Origin of the sequence: Actinoplanes sp. NPDC051343 (assembly GCF_044455125.1) — a bacterium.
GTDB lineage: Bacteria > Actinomycetota > Actinomycetes > Mycobacteriales > Micromonosporaceae > Actinoplanes.
This window is the reverse complement of sequence record NZ_JBITEL010000007.1, coordinates 348,956-372,830: the sequence shown is the minus strand read 5'-3', so window position 1 is coordinate 372,830 and position 23,875 is coordinate 348,956. Positions and strand designations below refer to the sequence as shown.

Genomic DNA, 23,875 nt, shown 5'->3' with positions numbered 1-23,875 from the left:
GTCGACGGCCGGAGAAGTCCGCTTCTCCCAGGGTTGCTCACCTATCTGGAAACGCCATCGTACCCGCCCCAGCTTCCCGCATGGCCCGGCCGAACCTTCGAAAGTGTCGGCCGCTCCCCAGCTCACACCGTCAGGAGGGCGTGCACTTCGCGCGGGGCCAGCCGCTCGCGGCCCTTGAGGAACGCCAGCTCCATCAGCACCGTGAAACCCGCCAGCGTGCCACCCGCCTGCTCGACGAGGTCGATGGCCGCACCCGCGGTGCCGCCGGTGGCCAGCACGTCGTCGACCACCAGCACCCGCTGACCGGCCACGAACGCGTCGCGGTGCACCTCGAGGGTGGCTTCGCCGTACTCCAGGGCGTAGGAGGCCGAATAGGCCGCCCGCGGCAGCTTGCCGGCCTTGCGCACCGGCACCACGCCGGTGCCGGTCGCGTAGGCGACCGCGGCGGCGACCACGAACCCGCGCGCCTCGACGCCGGCGACCACGTCGAAGGTGCCCGCACCGTAGTGCTCGACGATGCCGTCGACCACCCTCCGGAACGCCTTGCCGTCGGCGAACAGCGGCATCAGATCTTTGAACACGATGCCGGGCTGCGGGAAGTCGGGCACGTCGACCGTGCCGGCGGCGACGACCGCGGCCAGTTCGGGCCCGCCGTCGCCGGTCGCCCGGTGAGTCTCATCCGTCACGCGAGCAGCCTAGCGGCAACGCAACAGCCCGCCACCCAAGTGGTGGCGGGCTGCCGGTGGCGCAGCGGAGATCTCAGCGGCGTTTGCCGGTGCCCCCGGAGCGGTTGGTGGGGCCACCGGGACGGCCGCCCCGGTTGGTGTTGCGCTTGGCGGTCGGCCGGGCACCCGGCCGCGGGGCTCCGGCGGCCGCCGAGCTGCCGGACGAGGCCAGCGCCGGTACGTCGGAGTCGGTCGCGTTGGCGTCGCGGGCACGCTCGCCGCGCGGGGCGACGTCACTCGAACGGGCCGCACGCCGGGCCAGCACCCGGGCGTTGTGCGCCTTGATCCTCGGGTCGCCGTCCTTGAGCGCGGTCAGCGTCGGCGCCGCGAACATGATCGACGAGATGACCCCGAAGCCCATGCCGACGAAGAGCACCAGACCGAGGTCCTTCAGCGTGCCCGCACCGAGCAGGCCGGCGCCGATGAACAGCAGGCCGCCGACCGGCAGCAGCGCCACCAGGCCGGTATTGAGCGACCGCATCAGGGTCTGGTTGACCGCCAGGTTGGCCGCTTCGCTGTAGGTGCGGGTGCTTCCCGCGGTGATCCCGCGGGTGTTTTCCTGCACCTTGTCGAAGACGACCACCACGTCGTAGAGCGAATAACCGAGGATCGTCAGGAAGCCGATCACGGTCGACGGCGAGACCTCGAAGCCGACAAGCGAATAGACACCGGCCGTGAGGATGAGGTCGAGCACCAGCGATGACAGCGCCGCCACCGCCATCCGCCACTCGAACCGAATGACCAGATAGGCCGTCACCAGCACCAGGAACACGATCAGACCGATGATCGCCTGCCGGGTCACCTGACCGCCCCACGCCGCCGACACCTGGTTGTCACTGACCTTGTCGGCCGGCACCCCGAGGTCGGCCACCAGTTTGGTCTTGGCCTGCTCGGACTCGGCCGCGGTCATCGCCTCGGCGTTGATCGTCCACTGCTCGTTGCCGCCCGACCCGATTTTCTGGGCCGCCTGGACGTCATTGCCCGGGTCGACCGAGTGGATCGCGTCGGTGACCGCCTTCTGCGCGGCGTTCTGGTCCAGCGTCTGCGTCGCGGTCTTGGCCGGGATGCTGAACGAGGTGCCGCCGGCGAACTCGATGCCGAGGCTGAAACCCCGGATCGCGATGCTGCCGATCGCGATCGCCACGAGCACCGCGGCGACGATGAACCACGTCTTTCGCCGGCCGACGACGTTGACGTTCGCCTCGCCCGCGTAGAGGCGGGCGGCGAGACCGGAGCTGGCCATGTCAGGCCTCCTTGACATCGGTCTGGGCGCGACGCAGGACGCGGCCGAGGCCGCTGACCCGCGGCGAAAGGAACGCCTTGGTGTTCGCGAACATGGTCATGATCGGGTGCCGGAAAAGGAACACCACGAGCAGGTCGAGGATCGTGGCCAGCCCCAGCGCGAAGGCGAAGCCCTGCACGGCGCCGATGGAGACGATGTAGAGGACGACAGCCGCCAGGATCGTGATCGTGTTGGCCGAGATGATCGTGCGCCGCGCCCGGGCCCACGCCCGGGGCACCGCACTGCGTGGTGTACGGCCCTCGTGGATCTCGTCTTTCAGTCGTTCGAAGTAGATGACGAACGAGTCGGCGGCGACACCGAGCGACACGATGAAACCGGCGATGCCGGCCAGGCTCAGCGTGAAGCCGATCGAGCGGCCGAGCACGATCAGCGCACCGAACGTGAGCAGACCCGACAGGATCAGGCTCAGGAAGATGACCGAGCCGAGCAGGCGGTAGTAGAAGAACGCGTAGATCGCGACCAGGGCCATGCCGATCGCGGCCGCGAGCAGGCCGGCCTGCAACTGCTGGATGCCGAGCGTCGCGGACACCGTCTCGGCCGGCCCGGCGTCGAAGGTGACCGGGATCGCGCCGAACTTCAGCTTGTCGGCGAGGTCCTTGGCCGACGTCGCATTGAACTGCCCGGTGATCTGCGAGGTGCCGGTGAGCACGCCCTGGATCTGCGGGGCCGACACGATCGCCTTGTCGAGCACCACCGCGACCGCACAGTGGTCGACCTGGCCGTACATCGCGGTGGCCGCGGTGAAGCAGGGGTCGGTGCTGGTCGCGTTGAACGCGGTCTTGGTCAGCGCGGCCCACTTGGTCGAGCCCTCGCTCTTGAAGTCGAGCGAGACGACCCACTGCCCGGACTGCTGGTCGAAGGCCGGGCTGGCCTTGTCGATGTCGTTACCGATCACCGGCGCCTTGTCGAGCAGGATCTTGCCGCCGTTGTAGCAGGTGACGACCTCGGACTTGGCGTCGTCGATCGCACCGTTGGGCCGGTTGTCGAGCTGAGCGCAGCCGATCGTCGGCACGGCGAACTGCATCTGGGCGGAGAGGGCGGCGACCTCGTTGCCCTTCAGCGTGGCGAAGTTTTTGTAGGCCAGGCCGGCCTTGGGGTCGGTGCTCAGGTCGACCGGGGCCGCCAGCTTGGACGCGGCCGCCCACTCGGTGGCGCCGACCTTCTGCGCGACCTGCTCGCGGGTCACCGGGGCGTTGCCCGGAGCCGGCGCGCCGGTGGTCACCGGCGTCGGCGTGGCGGCGGGAGCACTCGCGTCGGCCGACGGAGCGCCGGCCGATGGCGGCGTGCTCGGCGCGGGCGCCTTGACGACCTCGCCACCGCCCTGGCCGCCGCTCGACGGCGACGAGTTGACCTGCGGCGCGGTCGCACCGGCCGGGGCGCTCGCACCGGCCGACGGCACAGTGCTCGGCGCGGCGCCCGAGGCGGGGGCACTCGGGGTCGCGGTCGAGGGGTGCAGCGCTTGGGTGGCGACGTCGCCGGTCGCGCCGATCACCAGGCGGAAGCGCATCTGCGCGGCCTGCGCGAGGTCCTTGAGCTGGTCCTTGGCCTCGCCGGCCAGGGAGACCACGATGTTGCTGTTCCCCTGGATGACGACCGAGGCCTCGGAGACGCCGAGGGCGTCGACCCGGTTCTGAATGATGTCCCGGGCCTGCTCCATGCTGTCCTTCGACGGCGCCTTGCCGCCCTGCACCGAGGCGACGTACGTCGCCTGCGTGCCACCGACCAGGTCGAGGCCGAGCTTGGGGTGCAGGCGCTCGGTGAAGCTGCCCTTGGCGCCGCTGCCGAAGAAGACGAACAGATAGAGGACGACGAAAATCAGGCCGAGCACGCCGAGTTGCCGTCCGGGATGCGGTTGTCCCTGTGGTGGTCGTGCCACGGCTTTCGGTCTCCCTGTGTGTTGCGGCCGATGGGGACGGCCTGGGTGTTACGCCGCTGCGGGCGGCCTATTTGTTGCCTTGCAGCCGCTGCGGGCGGCTTGGTACTTTGCCGGCCGCTTGTCCGCGGGCCGGGTGCCTTGCAGCCGCTGCGGGCGGCCTGGTGCCTTACCGGCCGCTTGTCGGGCGGCTTGGAGCGCGGAACCGTGCCCGGGCTGCGGCCGGACGAACCGGCCCGTCGGCGATCACGCCGCGGGCCGGTCCGGGAATGCTGTTGTCAGTCCTTTTTACGCGCGTCGCCGACCGGGCTGTCGACCGGCTCCTCGACCGCGGGCTTGGTGACGGGGTCAGCAGTCGGGTCGGCCAGGACGGACGGCTCGGATGCCGGCCGGGCGACGGGCGCGGGCGCGGCCTCGGCGACGGGCTCCTGCACGACCGGGTCCTCGACGACCGGCTCCTCGGCGACGGGCTCCTCGACGGCCGGCTCGGTGTCGGCGGTCTCCGGAAGCTGGCGCGCGATGGCGGCGCGGGCGAACTGCACCACCACGCCCGGAGCGATCTCGACCGTGGCGACGTCGCCGTCGATCTCCACGATCGTCGCGTGCAGGCCACCGATGGTGACGATCCGGTCACCGGCACCCAGCGCGTTCTGCATCTGCGCGGCCTCGCGGCGGCGCTTGGTCTGCGGGCGGATCATCAGGAAATAGACGACGCCGAAGATCAGCAGGAGGAAGATGATGGTCGTGAGACCGTTTCCCCCACCGGATGCGGCAGCTGCCTGATACACGAAAAAGCCTTCCGTAGGCCGCCGGCGCGGCTGGTCCGCGCGCGTCGGGGCGAATAAACATCCCGGTTGGAACGGCGGCGAGTCTAATCGGTCAACCTGGGAAGTCCGAATGCGGCACACATCACGTTCGCATTACGAGCGGATTTCATACGTCCCGCGCAAACAGGTCACCCTGAAACACCCCGGAACGGCCGTCGACCGGCGGGGTCTTGCCGAGATGAGTCCAACCGGCCTCGGTCGCGACGCGGCCCCGCGGGGTGCGGGCGAGCAGACCGGCCCGCACCAGGAACGGCTCGCAGACTTCCTCGACGGTGTCGGACTGTTCACCGACCGCCACCGCCAAGGTCGACAGACCGACCGGACCGCCCCGGAACGACTCGATCAGCGCACGCAGCACGGCCCGGTCGAGCCGGTCGAGGCCGAGAGCGTCCACGTCGTACACCTTGAGGGCCTCGCGGGCAGTCTCCTCGTTGACCACGCCGTCGGCCCGCACCTCGGCGTAGTCACGCACCCGGCGCAACAGCCGGTTGGCGATGCGGGGCGTGCCCCGCGAGCGGCCGGCGATCTCGGCCGCACCCTCGTCGGTGATCGGCACCCCGAGAATGCGCGCCGACCGGTGCAGCAGCGAGTCGAGGTCGGCCGGGGAATAGAAGTCGAGATGGGCGACGAAACCGAACCGGTCGCGCATCGGGCCGGAGAGCAGGCCGGCCCGGGTGGTGGCACCGACCAGCGTGAACGGCTCGACGTCGAGCGGGATCGCGGTCGCGCCCGGGCCCTTGCCGACGATCACGTCGACCCGGAAGTCTTCCATCGCGCTGTAAAGCAGTTCCTCGGCCGGCTTGGCGATCCGGTGGATCTCGTCGATGAACAGCACGTCACCCGGGCCGAGGCTGGTCAGGATCGCGGCCAGATCGCCCGACCGCTCGATCACCGGACCGCTCGTCGTGCGGATGGCCGTGCCCAGCTCGGCCGCCACGATGTTGGCCAGGGTCGTCTTGCCGAGGCCGGGCGGCCCCGAGAGCAGGATGTGATCGGGCGGGGTGCCCCGGCCCATCGCGCCCTTGAGCAGCAGCTCGAGCTGATCGCGCACGCGGTGCTGGGCGATGAAGTCGGCGAGCCGGCGCGGCCGGACACTGGCCTCGGCGTCGAGGTCCTCGTCGTCGGCGTCGGGCGAGACCAGGTCGCTCATCGCGTCTTGCCCAGCAGCCGGATCGCCTGGCGCAGCAGCACCGGCACCGGCGGGACCTCACCGTCGATCGACTCGGCGACCGCCGCCACCGCCTGCTCGGCCTGGACGGGCGTCCAGCCGAGCGCCAGCACACCCTGCCGCACCTGCTCCTGCCAGGCCCCGTTGAGAACGCCGGCCGGTCCGCCGTCGCCGAGCGGCATCGGGCCGATGCGGTCCCGCAGCTCGATCACCAGCTTTTCGGCGCCCTTCTTGCCGATGCCCGGCACCCGGATCAGGGTGGCCAGGTCGCTGCCGGCGATCGCCCGCCGCACGGTGTCGGGCTGGTGCACCGCGAGAATCGCCTGGGCCAGCCGCGGGCCGACCCCACTGGCGGTCTGCAACAGCTCGAACAGGTGCTTCTCGTCGTCGTCGGCGAAGCCGTAGAGAGTCAGCGAGTCTTCGCGCACGACCATGCTGGTGGCCAGCCGGGCCTCGGCGCCGGTGCGTAGCCCGGCCAGCGTGGCCGGCGCGCACTGCACCTGCAGGCCGACGCCGCCGACCTCGATGACGGCGCTGTCGGGGGCGATGGCGGCGACCAAGCCGCGCACGCTGGCGATCATCTGAGGGTTCCTCCCCGGCTGTTGCGGGCGGCCGCCGCTTTGCGCTGCGCGGCCACCGTCGCCGCCTGGATGCGGGCGCGGGTGCCGCCGCGCCAGATGTGGCAGATGGCGAGCGCCAGCGCGTCGGCCGCGTCGGCCGGGCGGGGCGGCGCATCGAGCTGGAGCAGCCGGGTGACCATGCTGGTGACCTGAGCCTTGCCGGCCGTTCCGGAGCCGGTCACGGCGGCCTTGACCTCGCTCGGCGTGTAGGTCTGCACGGGCAGGCCGAGCCGCGCCCCGGACAGGATCGCGATGCCGCTGGCCTGCGCGGTGCCCATCACCGTCCGCACGTTGTGCTGGGAAAACACCCGCTCGACGGCCACGCTCTCGGGCTTGTGCTCGGCGACCAGCTCGCCCAGCGAACGGTCGAGGTGGAGCAGCCGCAGGGCGATGTCGTCGTCCGGTTCGGTGTAGACCACGTAGTAGCCGACGAGCTTGCACGGACGGCCGGGAACGCCCTCGACGACCCCGACACCGCACCGGGTGAGCCCGGGGTCGATGCCGAGCACGCGCACCACGGACCTCCCCTGTTTCACGTACGTGTGTTCGACACCCTAATACGGCCCGGCCTTGCGCCCCGCACCGACACGCCTCGACGATGGGTGTGGGAGGTAGCGATGTACCTCATTGCCCCGATGGACGAGGAACCGCCACCGGCGTACATCAGCTTCGTAAGCACCCACCTGGGTGAGTTGCGCCGGGAGACCAGCCGCCTGGTCGGCGGCGACGCCGACGGCGCCCACCTCTACATGGATGTGCTCGCCGACCTGGCCGGCCACTGGCGCCGGCTCTGCCTGCTGACCCGGTTGGGGCGGCGGGACGCGCTCGAGCTCTATCTGCACCGCCGCTTGACGACCCGCACACGGCACTGGCGCGACGACCAGATCTACGAGGTCGACACCCGGGTGCTGCGCGCCCCGGTCTTCGTGCCGGCCGGTCCCGCGGCCAGCATGGCGCTGCGCAAGGCGGCGGTGCTGCCGGGTACGGCCCGGGGCGGGCTGTTGGCGCTGGCCGATGCCGAGATCGCCTGGGTCCAGGCCTACCGCAGGCAGTATTGGCGCCGGATCGGCCGCACGGCGGCCACCATCGTCATCGTCTTCGGCACCCTGATCCAGGTCATGTCCTGGATCTCCACGCCGTCCTGAAAGCACATCGACGGCGGACATTACGGAATCGCTATCGCGCCCGATACTCCGCTTCCAGCTCGGACAGCCGCACCGATCGCAGCGGCTCATACTCCGGCTTTTCGTCGGAGAGCGTCAGGATATGGACGATGGCGTCGTCGTGCACACGATCGGGCGTGCGCTCGACGATCCAGTACTCCGGAATGCCGCGCGCCGCATACCAGAGCGCCTTGCCGACGTATTCGCCGTTGACCGAGTTCTCCGAGACGATCTCGATCACCAGCCGGAAGGCCGATCCCGGCAAGTTGGAATAATCGGCTAAGTCGGGCGGGAGGTCGTTGACTACGCCAAGGTCGGGCAGACGGCTGTCACGCGGCATATCGCCTCGGATCCCCGTGTCCTGCAGAGCCTCCAAGCCGGCTTCGTAGAGCATGAACAACAGACGCCGAGCCATCACTTTGTGCCAGTAGGTCGAAGGCGTCATGACTACGAGGTTTCCCCCGTGCAGTTCATAGCGATATCCCTTGGGCAAGTAAACAAGATCGTCGACGTCGAGCGTCTCGATCGGCGGCAGACGAAGACCGTCCATAACGGCTAGCACCCCCTCACTCTACTGTGCACAAGACCAGTTGTCACTGGTCAGCTAGCGCCATGCTCCCACACAAACGAAAGACGAGGCGCCGAAGCGCCTCGTCCAGCATGTCATCGCGCGACGGTCACGCGTCAATAGCGGCCATGACCTCGTCGGAGACGTCGAAGTTGGCGAAGATGTTCTGGACGTCGTCGCAGTCTTCCAGCGCGTCGATCAGCTTGAAAACCTTGCGGGCCGCGTCCTCGTCGACCGGGACCGTCATGGTCGGGACCAGGGACGACTCGGCCGAGTCGTACTCGATGCCGGCGTCCTGCAGGGCCGTGCGGACCGGCACCAGGTCGGTCGGCTCGCTGACCACCTCGAACGAGTCGCCCAGGTCGTTGATCTCCTCGGCGCCGGCGTCGAGGACCGCCATCATGAGGTCGTCCTCGTTCGAGTCGGCCTTGGGGACGATCACCACGCCCTTGCGGTTGAACAGGTAGGACACGCTGCCGGCGTCGGCGAACGTGCCGCCGTTGCGGGTCAGGGCGGTGCGTACCTCGGTGGCCGCGCGGTTGCGGTTGTCGGTCAGGCACTCGATCAGCAGCGCGACGCCGTTGGGGCCATAACCCTCGTACATGATGGTCTGCCAGTCGGCGCCGCCGGCCTCCAGGCCGGAGCCGCGCTTGACCGCGTTGTTGATGTTGTCGTTGGGGACCGAGCTCTTCTTCGCCTTCTGGATGGCATCGAAGAGCGTCGGGTTGCCGGTCGGATCGCCGCCCCCGGTGCGCGCCGCCACTTCGATGTTCTTGATGAGCTTGGCGAACATCTTGCCGCGCTTGGCGTCGACGACGGCCTTCTTGTGCTTGGTCGTCGCCCACTTGGAGTGGCCGGACATGCAGAACCTCCGAATTTTACCGAGCGCGGACCATCTCGACGAAGTACCGGTGGACCCGAAGGTCGCCGGTCAATTCCGGGTGGAAGGCAGTGGCGAGCAGGTTCCCCTGCCGAACGGCGACAATCCTACCGGCGGCGGGCCCGCTGCTGACACGGCCCAACACGCGTACGCTCTCGCCCACTTCTTCGACCCACGGCGCGCGGATGAAAACCGCGTGAAGGGTGCTGCCTGAAATCGCGCCGCCTTCGACCTCGTCGATGGTCACGTCGGCCTCGAACGAGTCGATCTGCCGGCCGAACGCGTTGCGCCGCACGGTCATGTCGATGCCCTGGAACGACTCCTGGTCGGGCCGTCCGTCGAGCACGGTCGAGGCCAGCATGATCATGCCGGCGCAGGAGCCGTAGACCGGCATGCCGTCGGCGATCCGCTTGCGGATCGGGTCGAGCAGCCCGAACGACACCGCCAGGTTGCTGATCGCGGTCGACTCGCCGCCGGGGATCACCAGCGCATCGACGTCGGCGAGCTCCTCGGGCCGCCGGATCGGCCGGGCCAGCACGTCGCTCTCGGCCAGCGCGGACAGGTGTTCCCGCACGTCGCCCTGCAGGGCCAGCACTCCGATGTTCACCGGTCAACTCTAAGCTTCGCGGGTGTTCGCTCTGCGCCGGGTGCGCGACCATATCGACCTCCGCTTCGCGGAGCCGATCACGCTGGGTGAGCTGGCCGCGCTGGCGGGCATGTCGCGCTTTCATCTCGTACGCCGTTTCCGGGCGGCCTACGGCGAGACCCCGATCCGCTACCTGTCCCGCCGCCGCATCGAGCGGGCCGAGGATCTGCTGCGGTACGCCAACCTGACCGTCACCGAGATCTGCATGACCGTCGGCTATTCGTCGCTCGGCTCGTTCTCGTCGCGCTTCTCGGAACTGGTCGGCGAGAGCCCGCAGGCCTATCAGCGCCGCTACGCGAACGGCACGCCGCACATCCCCGGCTGTTATCTGTTCATGCGCGGGGTGACGGAGCAATCCACGAGAAGCGCCGACGGCCCGCCCGGGCCTACCTTGCCCTCATGATTGAGAACATCTCGCTGGTCACCGTCTACTGCCTCGACCAGGACAAGGCCCGCGACTTCTACGTCGAGAAGCTCGGTTTCGAGCCCCGCGTCGATACCCGGATGGGCGAATTCCGCTGGGTCACGATCGTGCACCCCAACCAGCCCGAGCTCGAGGTCACGCTGATGGTGCCGGGTCCCCCGCTGAGCCCCGAGGCGGCGGATTTCTACCGGGCGCAGCTCGAGGCGGGCCAGATGGGTGGCCTGGGACTGAAAGTGCCCGACTGCCGCAAGGCCTACGAGGAGCTCAGTGCCGCCGGCGTGACGTTCCTGCAGGAGCCGTCGGACCGCCCGTACGGCGTGGAGGCGGTCATGCGGGACAACACCGGTAACTGGCTGGTGCTGGTCGAGCCGAAAAGCATGGAATGACCGTTTCGCACCGCCACTGATCAGGCCACTGAGGGGTTGATTGGCCATCGGCCGGGCGGGTCGGTCTGCGTACGATTTGCGTACCGAACTTCCTGCTTAAGGAGCCCATTCACGATGTCTGAGAACAGTCCGTCGACCGGCACCGCCCGGGTCAAGCGGGGTATGGCGGAGATGCTCAAGGGCGGCGTGATCATGGACGTGGTCACGGCCGAGCAGGCGAAGATCGCCGAGGACGCGGGTGCCGTGGCGGTCATGGCGCTGGAGCGCGTGCCGGCCGACATCCGGGCCCAGGGCGGCGTCTCCCGGATGTCCGACCCCGACATGATCGACCGGATCATCGACGCGGTGTCGATCCCGGTCATGGCCAAGGCCCGGATCGGCCACTTCGTCGAGGCGCAGGTGCTGCAGTCGCTCGGCGTCGACTACGTCGACGAGTCCGAGGTGCTGACCCCGGCCGACTACGCCAACCACATCGACAAGTGGCAGTTCACCGTGCCGTTCGTGTGCGGTGCGACAAACCTCGGCGAGGCCCTGCGCCGCATCACCGAGGGCGCCGCCATGATCCGGTCGAAGGGCGAGGCGGGCACCGGCGACGTCTCCAACGCGACCACGCACATGCGCCGGATCCGTCAGGAGATCCGCCGCCTGCAGACCCTGCCGGAGGACGAGCTGTTCGTCGCGGCCAAGGAGCTCCAGGCCCCCTACGACCTGGTCAAGGAGGTCGCCGAGGCGGGCAGCCTGCCGGTCGTGCTGTTCACCGCGGGCGGCATCGCGACCCCGGCCGACGCGGCGATGATGATGCAGCTGGGCGCCGAGGGCGTGTTCGTCGGCTCGGGCATCTTCAAGTCGGGCAACCCGGCTCAGCGTGCGTCGGCGATCGTGAAGGCGACCACCTTCCACGACGACCCCGACGTGATCGCGAAGGTGTCGCGGGGTCTGGGCGAGGCGATGGTCGGCATCAACGTCGAGGAGATCCCGCAGCCGCACCGGCTGGCCGAACGCGGCTGGTAGGCAGCAGTCCTCAGATGGCCTCGGCGGGCACTACCGCCGGGGCCATCAGTGGTTCCGGCATATTGAGTGGGTCCAGAATCGGCTCGACGATGTCGAAGTATTGCGGGCGCGGGTAGCGCCGGGCCATGCCCGAGACGCGTACGACGATGCGCCGGCGGGACGTCAAGGCGTCGCGTACGAGGTCGGTGTGCACCTGGCGTGCCAGCACCACCCGGCGTGAGGTCGCGATCAGCGTGCGCGCCGCCGTGTCGGCGGCGTCGAGCGTGACCGTCTGCAGCGCTCGGGTGAGATCGTTCTCGGCCGACTCCCGCTCGTCGGGTGCGGCGTCGAGCGCGGCCCGGGCGGCCGCGTAGAGCTCGTCGTCGTCCTGTTGCTCGGCGACCACGGCCGCGGTGGCGGCCCGGCGCATCAGATGGGCGTCTAGGGCCCGCTCGGCCGACTGGGCACGCAGATGCACCCGCTCGACCCGATGAGCGGTCCAGAACAGATATGCCGAGAGCAGCGCGACTGCCGCGACGACCCCGACCACCCACCACATGCCGGGCATCGTAGTTCCCCAGGGCAGCGTCAAGTCATGTCTCCGGACCGTGGTTCGGCCCACTCTTCGTCCATAACTCGGCCATCAGTCGCCTCGATCGCCGTTGCGTATACCTCCAGAACACGGAGGGCCACATTTGGCCAGTCGAAGGCGGCCACGGCCGAACGGGCGGCGGCGGCGAGCGCGGCCCGCCGGTCCGGGTCGTCGAGCAGTTCGCCGAGCAGGCCGGCCAGCGCGGCCGAGTCGCCGGTCGGAAACAGCGCGCCCGCCTTGCCGCCGTCGAGGACCCGGCGGAAGGCGTCCAGGTCGGAGGCGGCGATCGTGGCGCCGGCCGCCATCGCCTCGGTGAGAATCATGCCGAAGCTCTCGCCGCCGGTGTTGGGAGCGACGTAGATGTCGACGCTGCGCAGCATGCGGGTCTTATCGGCTTCGGAGACCAGGCCGAGGAAGGTAATGCGGTCGTGAAGGTCTTTCGGGAACTGGTCGTAGAGGTCGTCGCGATCCCCCGGGCCGGCGACGAGAAGCCGCAGGTCCGGCCTCTTTTCCGCCAGCGACACAAAAGCATCGCGGAGCACATCGAAGCCCTTGCGTGACTCGGTGAAACGCCCCAGGAACCCCAGAGCCGAACCGGGCCAGCCCGGCAGGGGCGACGCGTCCGCGAATTTCGCCACGGAAACCCCGTTCGGGATCTCCACCGCTCCCCCGCCGAGGTGCTCGACCTGCACCTTCCGGGCCAGCTCACTCACCGCGATGCGAGCGGTGATCTTCTCGATCACCAGCTGCAGGAGCCCCTGGGCCACGGACATCGCCCGCGACCGGATCATGGCCGTGTGGAACGTCGCCACCACCGGCCCGCGGGCCGACAGCACGGCCAGCATCGACAGGCTCAGCACCATCGGCTCGTGCACGTGCAGCACGTCGAACCGCCCGCGGCTGAGCCAGCGGCGCACCCGGGTGGTCGAGACCGGCCCGAAGGCGATCCGCGCGACCGACCCGTTGTAGGGGAACGGCACGGCCCGCCCGGCCGGCACGACATAGGGCGGCAGGTCGGCGGCCTCGTCGGCCGGCGCCAGCACGCTCACCGAGTGGCCGAGCCCGATCAGGGCCTCGGCCAGGTCCATGATGTGGTTCTGCACGCCGCCGGGTATGTCGAAGGAGTAGGGCGAGACGATCCCGATCCGCACGTCCCGGCCCCCTACAGCCACAACTTCTGGAGCATGTGCCAGTCCTGCGGGTGCTCGGCGATGCCGGCCGCGTACGCGTCGGCCAGCGCCTGCGTCGTCAGCTTGACCCGCTGGTCGAGCGGCCCCTCGGCGGGCGGGACGACGCGGCGCAGCACGGCCACCGTCTGTGTCTCGTTGAACGACAGATCGACCGCGAACAGCGGCGAGTTGTGCCGGATGGCGAGGATCGCCGGGCCGGCCGGCATGCGGGTGCGCCCGCCGAAGAACTCGACCTCGACGCCGCTGCGGGACAGGTCGCGGTCACCGAGCAGCGCCACCATGAAGCCCTGGCCGAGCCGCTCGCCGAGCACGTCGAGCGGGGGCCGCTGCCCGCCGGTGAGCGGCAGCACCTCCATGCCGAGCTTCTCGCGGTAGGCCACGAACTGCTCGAACACGCCCTCCGGCTTGAGCCGCTCGGCGACGGTGACCATCGGCCACTCGTTGGAGGCCACCCACGCCGCGGCGGCGTCCCAGTTGCCGACGTGCGGCAGCGACAGGACCACGCCGCGGCCGTCGGCGACCGCCGACTTGAGCCAGTCGTAGTGCTCCGCAGAGATCTTGAACCCGCCGAGGAACTGCTCCTTCGTCTGCGACGGCAGACGGAAGGCCTCCATCCAGTAGCGCGCGTAGGAGCGCAGACCGGCCCGCACGGTTGCCTCGAGCCGATCCGGGGGGACCACTTGCGCCAGGTTGCGGCGCAACCGCTGGGTGCCGGGACCCCCTTTCCGGTACGCGCGGTCGGCCCCGGCCCGGAACAGCGCCCGGGCGACCGGCAGCGGGAGCGCCCGGACCAGTCGCCAACCGGCCGCGTAGCCGGTCTCGATCACCCGGTCCTGGACGGCGCTCACGCAACCGGTTCCTTCGATTCGGCCTGATTGGCGCGATCGGAGCGGGCGGCCGCGATCAGGCGCTGGAAGACCGTGATCATCGAGAGCAGGGCGAGGACCCAGAGCGCGGCGGGCAGTCCCCAGTGCAGGCCGGCACTGCCGAGCAGACCGCCGATGCCGAGGATGACCAGGCGTTCCAGTCGCTCGGCGATGCCGACGTCGGCGTTCAGGCCGAGGCTCTGGGCGCGCGCCTTCACGTACGAGACGACCTGGCCGGCCGCCAGGCTGATCAGCGCCGCGATGGTGCCGCCGTAGGGATTGTGCTGGGTCGCCATGTAGTAGACGACCGCGCCGAAGACGGCGGCGTCGGCGATCCGGTCCATCGACGAGTCGAGCAGGGCGCCGAACTTGCCCGACTGACCTCGCATCCGGGCCATCGTGCCGTCGAGCACGTCGGTGAGGGCGCACGCGGTGACGATCCAGGTGCCCCAGAAGAGGTGGCCGAGCGCACCGAAGTAGGAGCCGATGAGCACGCCTACGGTGCCGCCGATGGTGACGGCGTTGGGTGTGATGCCGATTCGCAGGAGGAATCGGGCGGTCGGATTGACGCCGTATGCGACGACGGCGCGCGCAGGTACTTGGACGATCTTTGCCATGGCCGTCCCACCATAACGGCGTCCGCGCAAACCACGGCACCACGCCGCCCGTATCGTTCCCGACACGGTGTTTTCGACAACTACAAAGGGTTGCGGCCCGGACAGCGGCGGGTGTGGGATTCAGTAACAACGGCGTAACAGTCACCGACCTGACGGGAGCGGTCGCCATGGCGCAGAAGACCTCGGAGAAGGGGCTCAACGGCGCGACGGCGCCGGTGGTGACCGAGCCCGGCAGAGTACGCAACGTGGTGCTGGTGGGTCATTCGGGTTCGGGCAAGACGACTCTGGTCGAGGCCCTGCTCGCGGCCACCGGGACGATCTCCCGAGCCGGCACGGTGACCGACGGCACCACGGTGTCCGACCACGACCCGGCGGCCCAGCGCCAGCAGCGCTCGGTGTCGCTCGCCTGCGCCCCCCTGGTCCACGAGGGTGTGAAGATCAACCTGCTCGACACCCCCGGCTACGCCGACTTCGTCGGGGAGCTGCGCGCCGGCCTGCGGGCCGCGGACGCCGCGCTCTTCGTCGTCTCGGCGGCCGACGGCGTGGACGACGCCACCGCCGCGCTCTGGGAAGAGTGCGCCGCGGTCGGCATGCCCCGCGCCGTCGCGATCACCCGGCTCGACCACCCGCGCGCCGACTACGAGCAGACCCTCGAGGTCTGCCAGGAGACCTTCGGCGAGAACGTCATGCCGATCTACCAGCCGATGCTGGGCGACGACGGCGCGTCGGTGGTCGGCCTGCTCGGCCTGGTCACGCTGCGTGTGCTCGACTACTCCGAGGGCTACCCGCCCCGGTCCGGCGAAGCCGAGCCCGAACATCTCAACCCGATCGCCGACGACCGCAACGGGCTCATCGAGGGGATCATCGCCGAGAGCGAGGACGAGACCCTCATGGACCGCTACCTCGGCGGCGAGCTGATCGACACCGAGGCGCTGGTGCCCGACCTGGAAAAGGCGGTCGCCCGGGGCAACTTCTACCCGGTCATCCCGGTCTGCTCGGCGACCGGCGTCGGCCTCGACGCGCTGCTCGACGGGCTGGTCAACGGGGCGCCGTCGCCGCTCGAGCACGACCTGCCGGTGGTCACCGGGGTCGACGGCTCGCCGCGGCCCCCGCTGACCTGCGACCCCGACGGCCCGCTGGTCGCCGAGGTGGTCAAGACCACGATCGACCGGCACGTCGGCCGGGTCTCGCTGGTCCGCGTCTTCTCCGGCACCCTGCGCCCGGAGCAGATCCTGCACGTCTCCGGGCACGGCATGGCCGAACGCGGCCACCCCGACCACGACGCCGACGAGCGCGTCGCGCACGTCTACTCTCCGCTCGGCGCCCAGCTCCGCGAGGTCGGGCAGTGCGTCGCCGGCGACCTCTGCGCGATCACCAAGTCGGGCAGCGCCGAGACCGGCGACACCCTGTCCGGCAAGGACGAGCCGCTGCTGATGTCTCCCTGGACGATGCCCCAGCCGCTGCTGCCGATCGCGGTGGTGGCCAAGTCCCGCTCCGACGAGGACGCCCTGGCGAAGAACCTCTCCCGCCTGGTCGCCGGCGACCCGACGCTGCGGCTGGAACGCAACGCCGACACCCACCAACTGGTGCTCTGGACGATGGGTGAGGCGCACGCCGAGGTGGTGCTCGACCGGCTCCGCGCGGGCGGCGTCGAGCTCGACACCGAGCCGGTCAAGGTCTCGTTGCGGGAGACGTTCGGTTCGGGGGCCAAGGGCCACGGCCGGCACGTCAAGCAGTCCGGCGGCCACGGGCAGTACGCGGTCTGCGACATCGAGGTCGAGCCGCTGCCCCGCGGCTCGGGTTTCCAGTTCGTCGACAAGGTGGTGGGCGGCGCGGTGCCGCACAACTACATCCCGTCGGTCGAGAAGGGCGTACGCCACCAGCTCGAGCGCGGCATCGTCGCCGGCTATCCGATGGTCGACCTCAAGGTGACGCTCTTCGACGGCAAGGCGCACAGCGTCGACTCGTCGGACGCCGCGTTCCAGACCGCCGGGGCGCTGGCGCTGCGGGAGGCGGCGGCCGCGGCCGAGATGGCGCTGCTCGAGCCGGTCGACGAGATCGAGGTGCGGGTGCCGGATGCGTACGTCGGCCCGGTGATGAGCGACCTCTCCGGCCGCCGGGGCCGCCCGCTCGGCACCGACACCGGCGACGACGGCCACAGCACGATCCGGGCCGAGGTGCCGGCGATCGAGCTGGTGCGATACGCGGTGGAGCTTCGCGCGATCTCCTCCGGCGCCGGCACGTTCACCCGGGCGTACATCAGGCACGAGCCCATGCCCGGGCACCTGGCCGACGCCGTCCGCAAGGAGCATTCGGCGAAGGGGTAGCGGCTCACAGCCGGATCGCGTTCGCCGCGTCCAGCATCGGCGCCAGGAACTTCTCGATCACCTGCTCCTTGCGCGGGTGGTACTTCAGGGTGCGCATGCCGTAGGAGCGGAAGGCGATCGAGAGGCGCCCGCCGGGCACCATGTCTTTGGCCATCTTGCGCCCGAAGGCCATGTTCTTCTCGACGTACGGCCGCATCCGGCGCTCGTACTCGGCATATCCGCCACAACCCGAAGAGCTGGAAGAGGGCCCGGCCGGCTCGCCGAGGTGCTGCCCGAGCACGTACGCCCCGACCAGCGCCAGGCTGCTGCCCTGTCCGGACGCCGGGGCCGGGCAGTGCGCGGCGTCGCCGAGCAGGACGACCCGGCCCTTGGACCAGGACGGCAGCTCCACCTGGCTCATGGAGTCGAAATAGAAGTCGTCGGTGCGGTCCATCGCGGCCAGGAACTCGTCGATCTTCCAGCCGAGGCCGGCGAACGCCTCGTGCAGCATCGCCTTCTGGGCGGCCACGTCCCGCCGGTCGAAGTCACGCTCGGGTGAGGCGAAGGTGAGGCCGACCCGCGCCGGCGCCGACGGGTCCATCGCGTACGCGAAAGCCAGCCGCTCCGGGCGGAAGTACATGATCTCCTCCCGTTCGATCCCGAGCGTGTTCGGCACCGTGAAGATCGAGATGTACGCCCCGAGGTGGCGCAGCGGCACGTCGCCCATGCTGAGCTTCCGGGTCGCCGAGTGCAGCCCGTCCGCCCCGGCCACGTAGTCGAACTTCGTTGTCGCTCCGCGCTCGAACGTCACCTCGACCCCGTCCGAGCTCTCCCGCATCGAGGCGATCGCGTCGCCGAAGACGTATTCCACGTCGGCTGAGGTCGCGTCGTACATCAGGCGGCTCAGGTCCCACCGCATGATCTCGAGGTCGTCGCCGCGGCGGCCCATCAGCAGGTCGGCCGGCAGGGCCGCGAGCGGGCGGCCGTTCTTCTTCACGTACGTGATCCGGCGCATGCCGGTGTCGGCCGCCTGCGCCGCCTCGAGCAGCCCCATCCTGCGCAGCACCTCGGTGGCCGCGCCCCGTACGTCCACTTTGTAGCCGGCCGGGCGCAGCTCGTGCGCCCGCTCGACGACGGTGACGTCGAAGCCGCGGCGGACGAGCCAGTAAGCCAGTGCCGGGCCGGCCACGCCGGCGCCCGAGATCAGTACCCGTGAGTTCGTCATGGGCCTACTATACAAACGTCTTATACATTTGTATAGAGATTAGGATCGCCGCCATGGGCCACCGCGAAGAGCTGCTGAAAGGCGCCAAACGAGCGCTGTACGAGAAGGGCTACGCCCGCACCACGGCCCGCGACATCGTGGCCCTGTCCGGCACCAACCTGGGCTCCATCGGCTACCACTACGGCTCCACCGAGGCGCTGATGACCGCCGCGATGATGAGCGCCATGGAGGAGTGGGGCGACGAGGTCGCGATCGCACTCGCCGGAGAACCTCAGGACGGCGTAGACCCGATGGTCGCCTTCTGGCGCCGGGTCATCGCCTCGATCACCTCACATCGCGCGCTCTGGCTGGCCAGCGTCGAGGTGATGATCCAGGCCGAGCACCAGCCCGACCTGCGGGCGATGCTGGCGGAAGGCCTCGAACAGGGCCGCAGCGGCATGGCCGCCCTGCTCACCGGCCGGCCCGAGGATCAGCTCGACGACGAGACGGTCCGCAGCCTCGGCTCGGCCCAGATGGCCCTGATGTCCGGCGTGGTCACCCAGTGGCTCACCGACCCCGGCCACGCCCCGACCGCCGAACAGATCGTGGCCGGCCTCAGAGCACTGGCCACGCTTTCGCCAGCATGACCCGGGTGTCGGCCAGCAACTGGGGCAACACCTTGGTGCGCCCGATCACCGGCATGAAGTTGTTGTCGCCGCCCCACCGCGGCACCACGTGCTGGTGCAGATGTGCGGCGATGCCGGCGCCGGCCACCGCGCCCTGATTCATGCCCAGGTTGAAGCCGTGCGGGCTGCTCACCGCCCGGATCACCCGCATCGCGGCGCGGGTGAACGCCGCGACCTCCACCGTCTCGGCTTCCGTGAGATCGGTGTAGTCGGCCACGTGCCGATAGGGGCAGATCAACAGGTGGCCCGGGTTGTAGGGGTAGAGGTTGAGCACCGCGAACACCAGCTCACCCCGGGCCACCACCAGGCTCTCCGCCTCGGTGACGCCGGGCGCCAGGCAGAACGGGCACCCGGCCGGCTTCTCGGTGTGGCTGTCGGGCCGGTCGTCCCCCGCGATGTAGCTCATCCGATGCGGCGTCCAGAGCCGCTCCAGCCCGTCCGGCTCCCCGGCCTCCATCGGCCCCGCAGATTGCGCCACACCCCGAGCTTATGGCCTCGCTCGCAGGGGCCTCAGGCCGAGGCGCCGTGGAGTTGGTAGCGGCCGCCGCCCTGGCGCTTGGCCGAGGTCATCGCCGCCTCGGCCTCGCGCATGAGCTGGTCGGGGCCGTCGGTGTCGGGGTGGGACAGGGCGATGCCCACGCTGGCCGGCGCCCGCACGATGCGGCCGCCCACCGGTACGCTGCGGCCCAGCGACTCCACCAGGCGCTCCGCGATGATGACGATGTCCTGGGCGGTGCGGAGATCCTCGGCGACCACGGCGAACTGGTCACCGCCGAGGCGGCCGATGGTGTCCTCGGTGCGGACGCCGGCGCGCAGGCGATCGGCGACCACCCGCAGCAGTTCGTCGCCCGCGTCGTGGCCGTGCACCTCGTTGACCTGACGGAACCGCTGGAGGTCGAGCAGCAGGAAACCCACCGGTTTGCCGCTGCGGCGGGCCCGGGCGAGCGCCGCGGTGAGCCGGTCACGCATCGACTGGCGGTTGCCGAGGCCGGTCAGCGGGTCGCGGGTCGCGCGCAGGGTCAGCTCGGCGGCCAGGGCGTCGCCTTCGAGGGCCAGGGACACCTGCGTGCGTACGGCCTGAAGGGCGGCGGAAACGCCGACCGGAACCTCGTCGTCGGCCCCGGTGGCCAGCACGCCGAAGAAGCGTTCGCCGCGCACCAGCGGAAGCAGGCTGATCGGCCGTTCCGGGCCGAAATCGGTCAGGCCGACGGCGGACGGCGCGCCGGCGCTCACGATTTCGCCGCCGGCCAGGCGCACCAGCAGGTCGGTGGGCACCGCCTCGAGCGGCAGGTGGTCGTCGGCGGCGTCCGCACTGAGCACCGCGAAATCGTCGTCGGGGCCGATCGACAGGATCGACGCCCAGCCGCCGGGTACGTCGCGCAGCAGGTCGGTCGCGGCCTCGGCGGCGGCGCGCAGCATCCGGTCCGGGTCCCCCGCGGCCAGCAGCCGGGAACCGAGGTCGCCGAGCACCGTCTCGCGGGCGAGCGCGCCGGCCAGGTCGGCCACCGTCCGCTCACTTCGCCGGCGGTGCCGGGTAAAGGCGGCCGCCCAGGCCGTGGAGGCGCCGGCCAGCACGACCGCACCGGTCACGACGGCACCGACGGGGCGCAGACCGCCCACCGTCAGCCCGCCACCGAACGACACCAGCAGGCCCAGGCCCGCGATCTTCCTATCCCCTGTCCACACGATCCTGGGATCGGCACGGGTGCGAGCTGGTTGAGGATTTAGACCCAGGACGGCAGCGGTTCCCGGGCGGCGAGCCAGTCCGGCGGGATGCCGTCCGGCCCGGTGTACGCCGCGACCACCCCACCGGCGATCGCGCAGGTCGTGTCGACGTCACCACCGGCCGCGATGCAGGCGGCAAGGGCGCCCGGATAGTCGTCGAGGAAGTGGTCGGCGACCCAGAGAGCGAACGGCACCGTGTCCTGCGCCATCGCGCGTGTGCCGTTGCCCAGCACGTGGGCCGCCTGCCCGGCGTCGCGCAGCCCGGCCGCCTCGACCAGCCCGTCGTGCACCCGGCCGGCCGGGGTGTGCGCGGTGACCGCGGCCAGCAGCCGGGGTCGTTGCCCGTCGAGCCGTCCGGCCGCCGCGACCGCCGCGGCCACGCAGACCGCCACTCCCCCGGCGATGCCGTCGGGGTGGGCGTGGGTGACCTCGGCCGCGCGGGCACCCTGAGCGGCTGCGTGGGCGAGCGAATCGGCATGCCAGGCGCCGAGCGGGGCGGCCCGCATGGCGGCGCCGTTGCCGGCCGAGCCCTGCCCGTCGAACGCCGCGGCGGCCGCGATCGGCCACGGCAGTCCCTCGCGGATCTGGCGCAACATGACCACCGCGCCGGGACCGTAGCCGCGGTACGGATCGTGGTGCCGCCCGAGCAGTTCGGCGAACCCGTCCCGGTCGAAGTCGCCCTCACCGAGGGTCGCGACCAGGCAGCACGCCTGTTCGGTGTCGTCGGTCCACGGCCAAGGGCCGTCCGGCGGCTCGGCCACATCGACCGGCGCGACGAAGTGCTGTGCGCCCAAGGCGTCACCGACGCTCAGGCCGGCGAGGCTCTCGCATGCCAGCCCGCGTCGCGTACCGGGGAAAAGAGTGAATGACATCGGCACATCGGATGGTATTCCATCACTGTCTGTGATTGAGGAGTGTCCCTGGATCACCGGTTAGGCAGAGGTTGCCAGGGGCAGTACCTTCTTCGCATGGCCACGGTGTTGCTCGTCGAAGACGATCACGTCGTGCGTGGCGCCATGCTCCGCTCGCTCGCCGATCGGGGCCACGCCGTGCACGCCGTCGGCACGGCACTCGACGCGCTGCGCCGGGTCGCCGCCGAGACACCCGACCTGGTGGTGCTCGACCTCGGCCTGCCCGATCTGGACGGCTCCGACGCGCTGCGCATGCTGCGCGGCATCACCGACGTGCCGATCATCATCGCCACCGCGCGCGATGACGAGCAGACCGTCGTGCGCCTGCTGCGGGCGGGCGCCGACGACTACATGGTCAAGCCGTTCACCGGCGCCCACCTCGACGCGCGCATCGCGACCGTGCTGCGCCGGGTCGGCCGGGCCAGCCGGACCGCCGCGCCGGCCGTGCACGAGGTCGGCGAGCTGCGGGTGGACATCGGCGAGCGCAGCGCCACGCTGGGCGAGCAGTCCCTCGCACTCACGCGCAAGGAGTTCGACCTGCTGGCCTACCTCGCCGCCCGTCCGGGCCGAGTCGTTTCCCGACGTGAGCTGCTGGAGGAGGTATGGCGACAGCCATCGGTGGGCGAGGACCAGACGATCGACGTCCACCTCTACTGGCTGCGGAGGAAACTGGGCGAATCAGCCGCGAAGCCGCGCTACCTGCGCACCGTGCGGGGGGTCGGATTCCGGTTGGTGGCGCCGGACTGAGGTCCCGCCTCGCCATCACCACCGCGATCACCACCGCGGTCGCCGCACTCGTCTTCCTGCTCCCCCTCGGCTGGGAGCTCCGCAACGACCACCGCGACAAGGCGATGTCGGCCGCCGAGCGGGAGAGCGCCACAGTCGCGGGCGCCATCGCGGCCGGCGCGAGCAAGAAGGGCGTCGAAGCCGCCGTCGCGGCGGCCGGCGGCCACCCGGTGGTCCATCCGCCCGGCGGCCAGCCGGCCGGGCACGCCGACGCGAGCGACGTGCAACGTGCGGCTTCCGGAGGCGGCTCCATCACCGCGTCGGTTCCCGGAGGTCTCGTACGCCTCGAGCCGGTGACCGTGGCGGGCAAGACGTCGGTCGTGGAAGTCTTCGTGCCCGGCGACGAGCTGGGCGAGAACACGGGCCGCGACTGGTGGATGCTGGCCGGCCTCGCGCTGCTGCTGGTCGGCGCCGCGGTGTTCGCGGTCGACCGGCTCGCCCGCGGCGCGGTCAACTCGGCCCGCAACCTGGTGCAGGCCGCGCTCGCGGTCGGGGGCGGTGACCTGGGCGTACGCATCCAGCCGAGCGGGCCCCGCGAGCTGGCCGAAGCCGGTTATGCCTTCAACCGGATGGCCGACCGGCTGATCACCACGCGCCGCGACGAGCGGGAACTGGTCGCCGACTTGTCCCATCGGCTGCGCACCCCGTTGACCGCGCTGCGGCTCGACGCCGAGGCGCTCGACCCCGACGACACGCAGATCGGCATCCAGTTCGATCAGGCCGAGCTCGACCGGCGGCGCGGCATCCGGCGCATCCGGCAGGCCATCGTGACCCTCGAGGGCGAGGTCAACCAGCTCATCAACACCACCCGCAAGGCGGTCGCGGCCCAGGTCGCGGCCGCCCCCGAGCCCGGCGTCTGCGACGTCAGCGAGGTGGTACGCGAGCGCATGACGTTCTGGTCGGCGCTGGCCGGCGACCAGAACCGGCCCTACCAGGTGGTCGGCGCGCAGATGCGGATCCCGGTGCCGGTCGCGCGGGCCGAACTGGCGGCCGCCCTCGATGCCGTTCTGGGTAACGTGTTCCGCTACACCCCCCAGGGGACCGCGTTCGAGGTCGGTGTCTCCCGCCGTGACGGCTGGGTCGCTCTGCGCGTCGACGACGCCGGTCCCGGCATCCCCGACCCCGAAAAGGCCCTGCAACGTGGACAGAGCAACAAGGGATCGACCGGTCTCGGTCTCGACATCGCCCGGCGGGCCGCCCAGTCCGCCGGCGGATCGGTCAGCCTCGCCCGGGCCTCACTGGGCGGAGCGAGCATCGTGATGATGCTCGCCGACGCGGACGCGTCGCCGAAGCAGGCGAGTCGCTTCGGCCTCGTCGGACGCCTCGCCCGTGAACGCTCCAACCGACCGGTACGACCGGAGTGACGCGAATTACGCCGGACGGTACAACAGTTGCTTAGATCTGTATTAAGGACGTTCC

At 70.5% G+C, this 23,875-nt stretch carries 26 protein-coding genes; 8 read left to right on the top strand and 18 right to left on the bottom strand.

What is annotated here, in order from left to right; translation table 11 throughout:
* Positions 1-122 precede the first annotated feature (122 nt).
* From ACIA5C_RS24710 to ruvC, 7 genes are all read right to left on the bottom strand, one after another.
* Positions 123-686, bottom strand: coding sequence for an adenine phosphoribosyltransferase (locus ACIA5C_RS24710; protein ID WP_396058429.1), 564 nt, complete (start codon positions 684-686; stop codon positions 123-125).
* A gap of 73 nt (positions 687-759) precedes the next feature.
* The gene (secF, locus tag ACIA5C_RS24705; RefSeq protein ID WP_396058427.1) at positions 760-1,968 is read right to left on the bottom strand and encodes a protein translocase subunit SecF; all 1,209 of its coding nucleotides are present in this window, start codon (positions 1,966-1,968) and stop codon (positions 760-762) included.
* Between the two features lies 1 nt (position 1,969).
* Positions 1,970-3,904, bottom strand: a complete 1,935-nt coding sequence (gene secD / locus ACIA5C_RS24700) for a protein translocase subunit SecD (RefSeq protein ID WP_396058425.1) — start codon at positions 3,902-3,904, stop codon at positions 1,970-1,972.
* Between the two features lie 275 nt (positions 3,905-4,179).
* Positions 4,180-4,689, bottom strand: a complete 510-nt coding sequence (gene yajC / locus ACIA5C_RS24695; protein ID WP_396058423.1) for a preprotein translocase subunit YajC — start codon at positions 4,687-4,689, stop codon at positions 4,180-4,182.
* Between the two features lie 145 nt (positions 4,690-4,834).
* The gene (gene ruvB / locus ACIA5C_RS24690) at positions 4,835-5,878 is read right to left on the bottom strand and encodes a Holliday junction branch migration DNA helicase RuvB (protein WP_396058421.1); all 1,044 of its coding nucleotides are present in this window, start codon (positions 5,876-5,878) and stop codon (positions 4,835-4,837) included.
* Positions 5,875-6,477: a Holliday junction branch migration protein RuvA gene (ruvA, locus tag ACIA5C_RS24685; RefSeq protein ID WP_396058419.1), complete on the bottom strand. Its 603-nt coding sequence runs from the start codon at positions 6,475-6,477 to the stop codon at positions 5,875-5,877. Before ruvA ends, ruvB begins: the two co-directional genes overlap by 4 nt.
* Positions 6,474-7,031 (bottom strand): crossover junction endodeoxyribonuclease RuvC, encoded by a 558-nt coding sequence (gene ruvC / locus ACIA5C_RS24680; protein WP_396058790.1) that lies wholly within the window; start codon positions 7,029-7,031, stop codon positions 6,474-6,476. The genes ruvA and ruvC overlap by 4 nt, the downstream gene beginning before the upstream one ends.
* Before the next feature lie 102 nt (positions 7,032-7,133).
* Between ruvC and ACIA5C_RS24675 the strand changes: the two genes are divergently transcribed.
* Entirely contained in the window at positions 7,134-7,661 is a 528-nt protein-coding gene (locus ACIA5C_RS24675; protein ID WP_396058417.1) for a hypothetical protein, read from the top strand.
* Between the two features lie 31 nt (positions 7,662-7,692).
* Here the strand turns inward: ACIA5C_RS24675 and ACIA5C_RS24670 are convergent, their stop codons facing one another.
* From ACIA5C_RS24670 to pdxT, 3 genes are all read right to left on the bottom strand, one after another.
* Positions 7,693-8,229 (bottom strand): Uma2 family endonuclease, encoded by a 537-nt coding sequence (locus ACIA5C_RS24670; RefSeq protein WP_396058415.1) that lies wholly within the window; start codon positions 8,227-8,229, stop codon positions 7,693-7,695.
* A gap of 127 nt (positions 8,230-8,356) precedes the next feature.
* The gene (locus ACIA5C_RS24665) at positions 8,357-9,109 is read right to left on the bottom strand and encodes a YebC/PmpR family DNA-binding transcriptional regulator (RefSeq protein ID WP_396058413.1); all 753 of its coding nucleotides are present in this window, start codon (positions 9,107-9,109) and stop codon (positions 8,357-8,359) included.
* A gap of 16 nt (positions 9,110-9,125) precedes the next feature.
* A complete protein-coding gene (pdxT, locus tag ACIA5C_RS24660; RefSeq protein ID WP_396058411.1) occupies positions 9,126-9,734 on the bottom strand; it encodes a pyridoxal 5'-phosphate synthase glutaminase subunit PdxT in 609 nt (202 codons plus the stop codon).
* 22 nt (positions 9,735-9,756) lie between these two features.
* Here pdxT and ACIA5C_RS24655 point away from each other — a divergent pair, with 22 nt between their 5' ends.
* From ACIA5C_RS24655 to pdxS, 3 genes are all read left to right on the top strand, one after another.
* Entirely contained in the window at positions 9,757-10,176 is a 420-nt protein-coding gene (locus ACIA5C_RS24655) for a helix-turn-helix domain-containing protein (RefSeq protein ID WP_396058409.1), read from the top strand.
* The gene (locus ACIA5C_RS24650; RefSeq protein WP_396058407.1) at positions 10,173-10,583 is read left to right on the top strand and encodes a VOC family protein; all 411 of its coding nucleotides are present in this window, start codon (positions 10,173-10,175) and stop codon (positions 10,581-10,583) included. The genes ACIA5C_RS24655 and ACIA5C_RS24650 overlap by 4 nt, the downstream gene beginning before the upstream one ends.
* A 114-nt stretch (positions 10,584-10,697) precedes the next feature.
* Complete coding sequence (gene pdxS / locus ACIA5C_RS24645; protein WP_396058405.1) at positions 10,698-11,594, top strand: pyridoxal 5'-phosphate synthase lyase subunit PdxS; 897 nt, start codon at positions 10,698-10,700, stop codon at positions 11,592-11,594.
* 10 nt (positions 11,595-11,604) lie between these two features.
* Here pdxS and ACIA5C_RS24640 read toward each other — a convergent pair whose 3' ends face one another.
* Genes ACIA5C_RS24640 through pgsA form a run of 4 tightly spaced genes read right to left on the bottom strand, consistent with a single transcriptional unit; the run spans position 11,605 to position 14,838 of the window.
* The gene (locus ACIA5C_RS24640) at positions 11,605-12,141 is read right to left on the bottom strand and encodes a hypothetical protein (protein ID WP_396058403.1); all 537 of its coding nucleotides are present in this window, start codon (positions 12,139-12,141) and stop codon (positions 11,605-11,607) included.
* 20 nt (positions 12,142-12,161) lie between these two features.
* Positions 12,162-13,316: a glycosyltransferase family 4 protein gene (locus ACIA5C_RS24635; protein ID WP_396058401.1), complete on the bottom strand. Its 1,155-nt coding sequence runs from the start codon at positions 13,314-13,316 to the stop codon at positions 12,162-12,164.
* An 11-nt stretch (positions 13,317-13,327) separates the two neighbouring features.
* Positions 13,328-14,203: a phosphatidylinositol mannoside acyltransferase gene (locus ACIA5C_RS24630; RefSeq protein ID WP_396058399.1), complete on the bottom strand. Its 876-nt coding sequence runs from the start codon at positions 14,201-14,203 to the stop codon at positions 13,328-13,330.
* Positions 14,200-14,838 carry a phosphatidylinositol phosphate synthase gene (gene pgsA / locus ACIA5C_RS24625; RefSeq protein ID WP_396058397.1) on the bottom strand — a complete coding sequence of 213 codons (639 nt, stop codon included), beginning with the start codon at positions 14,836-14,838 and terminating at the stop codon, positions 14,200-14,202. The genes ACIA5C_RS24630 and pgsA overlap by 4 nt, the downstream gene beginning before the upstream one ends.
* Before the next feature lie 167 nt (positions 14,839-15,005).
* Between pgsA and ACIA5C_RS24620 the strand changes: the two genes are divergently transcribed.
* Entirely contained in the window at positions 15,006-17,165 is a 2,160-nt protein-coding gene (locus tag ACIA5C_RS24620) for an elongation factor G-like protein EF-G2 (protein ID WP_396058788.1), read from the top strand.
* A 4-nt stretch (positions 17,166-17,169) separates the two neighbouring features.
* Here the strand turns inward: ACIA5C_RS24620 and ACIA5C_RS24615 are convergent, their stop codons facing one another.
* Positions 17,170-18,369 carry an FAD-dependent monooxygenase gene (locus ACIA5C_RS24615; RefSeq protein WP_396058395.1) on the bottom strand — a complete coding sequence of 400 codons (1,200 nt, stop codon included), beginning with the start codon at positions 18,367-18,369 and terminating at the stop codon, positions 17,170-17,172.
* A 53-nt stretch (positions 18,370-18,422) separates the two neighbouring features.
* Between ACIA5C_RS24615 and ACIA5C_RS24610 the strand changes: the two genes are divergently transcribed.
* The gene (locus ACIA5C_RS24610) at positions 18,423-18,995 is read left to right on the top strand and encodes a TetR/AcrR family transcriptional regulator (protein ID WP_396058393.1); all 573 of its coding nucleotides are present in this window, start codon (positions 18,423-18,425) and stop codon (positions 18,993-18,995) included.
* Here ACIA5C_RS24610 and ACIA5C_RS24605 read toward each other — a convergent pair.
* Genes ACIA5C_RS24605 through ACIA5C_RS24595 form a run of 3 tightly spaced genes read right to left on the bottom strand, consistent with a single transcriptional unit; the run spans position 18,964 to position 21,631 of the window.
* Positions 18,964-19,491 carry an HIT family protein gene (locus ACIA5C_RS24605; protein WP_396058786.1) on the bottom strand — a complete coding sequence of 176 codons (528 nt, stop codon included), beginning with the start codon at positions 19,489-19,491 and terminating at the stop codon, positions 18,964-18,966. The two genes, ACIA5C_RS24610 and ACIA5C_RS24605, sit on opposite strands and share 32 nt — an antisense overlap.
* Positions 19,492-19,544: 53 nt before the next feature.
* Positions 19,545-20,720 carry a diguanylate cyclase domain-containing protein gene (locus tag ACIA5C_RS24600; protein WP_396058391.1) on the bottom strand — a complete coding sequence of 392 codons (1,176 nt, stop codon included), beginning with the start codon at positions 20,718-20,720 and terminating at the stop codon, positions 19,545-19,547.
* A 38-nt stretch (positions 20,721-20,758) separates the two neighbouring features.
* Positions 20,759-21,631 (bottom strand): ADP-ribosylglycohydrolase family protein, encoded by an 873-nt coding sequence (locus ACIA5C_RS24595; RefSeq protein WP_396058389.1) that lies wholly within the window; start codon positions 21,629-21,631, stop codon positions 20,759-20,761.
* A gap of 96 nt (positions 21,632-21,727) precedes the next feature.
* Between ACIA5C_RS24595 and ACIA5C_RS24590 the strand changes: the two genes are divergently transcribed.
* On the top strand, positions 21,728-22,417 hold the full coding sequence (locus tag ACIA5C_RS24590) for a response regulator transcription factor (protein WP_396058387.1): 690 nt from the start codon (positions 21,728-21,730) through the stop codon (positions 22,415-22,417).
* Positions 22,418-22,521: 104 nt separating this feature from the next.
* Positions 22,522-23,820 (top strand): ATP-binding protein, encoded by a 1,299-nt coding sequence (locus ACIA5C_RS24585; protein ID WP_396058385.1) that lies wholly within the window; start codon positions 22,522-22,524, stop codon positions 23,818-23,820.
* Positions 23,821-23,875: the final 55 nt, after the last annotated feature.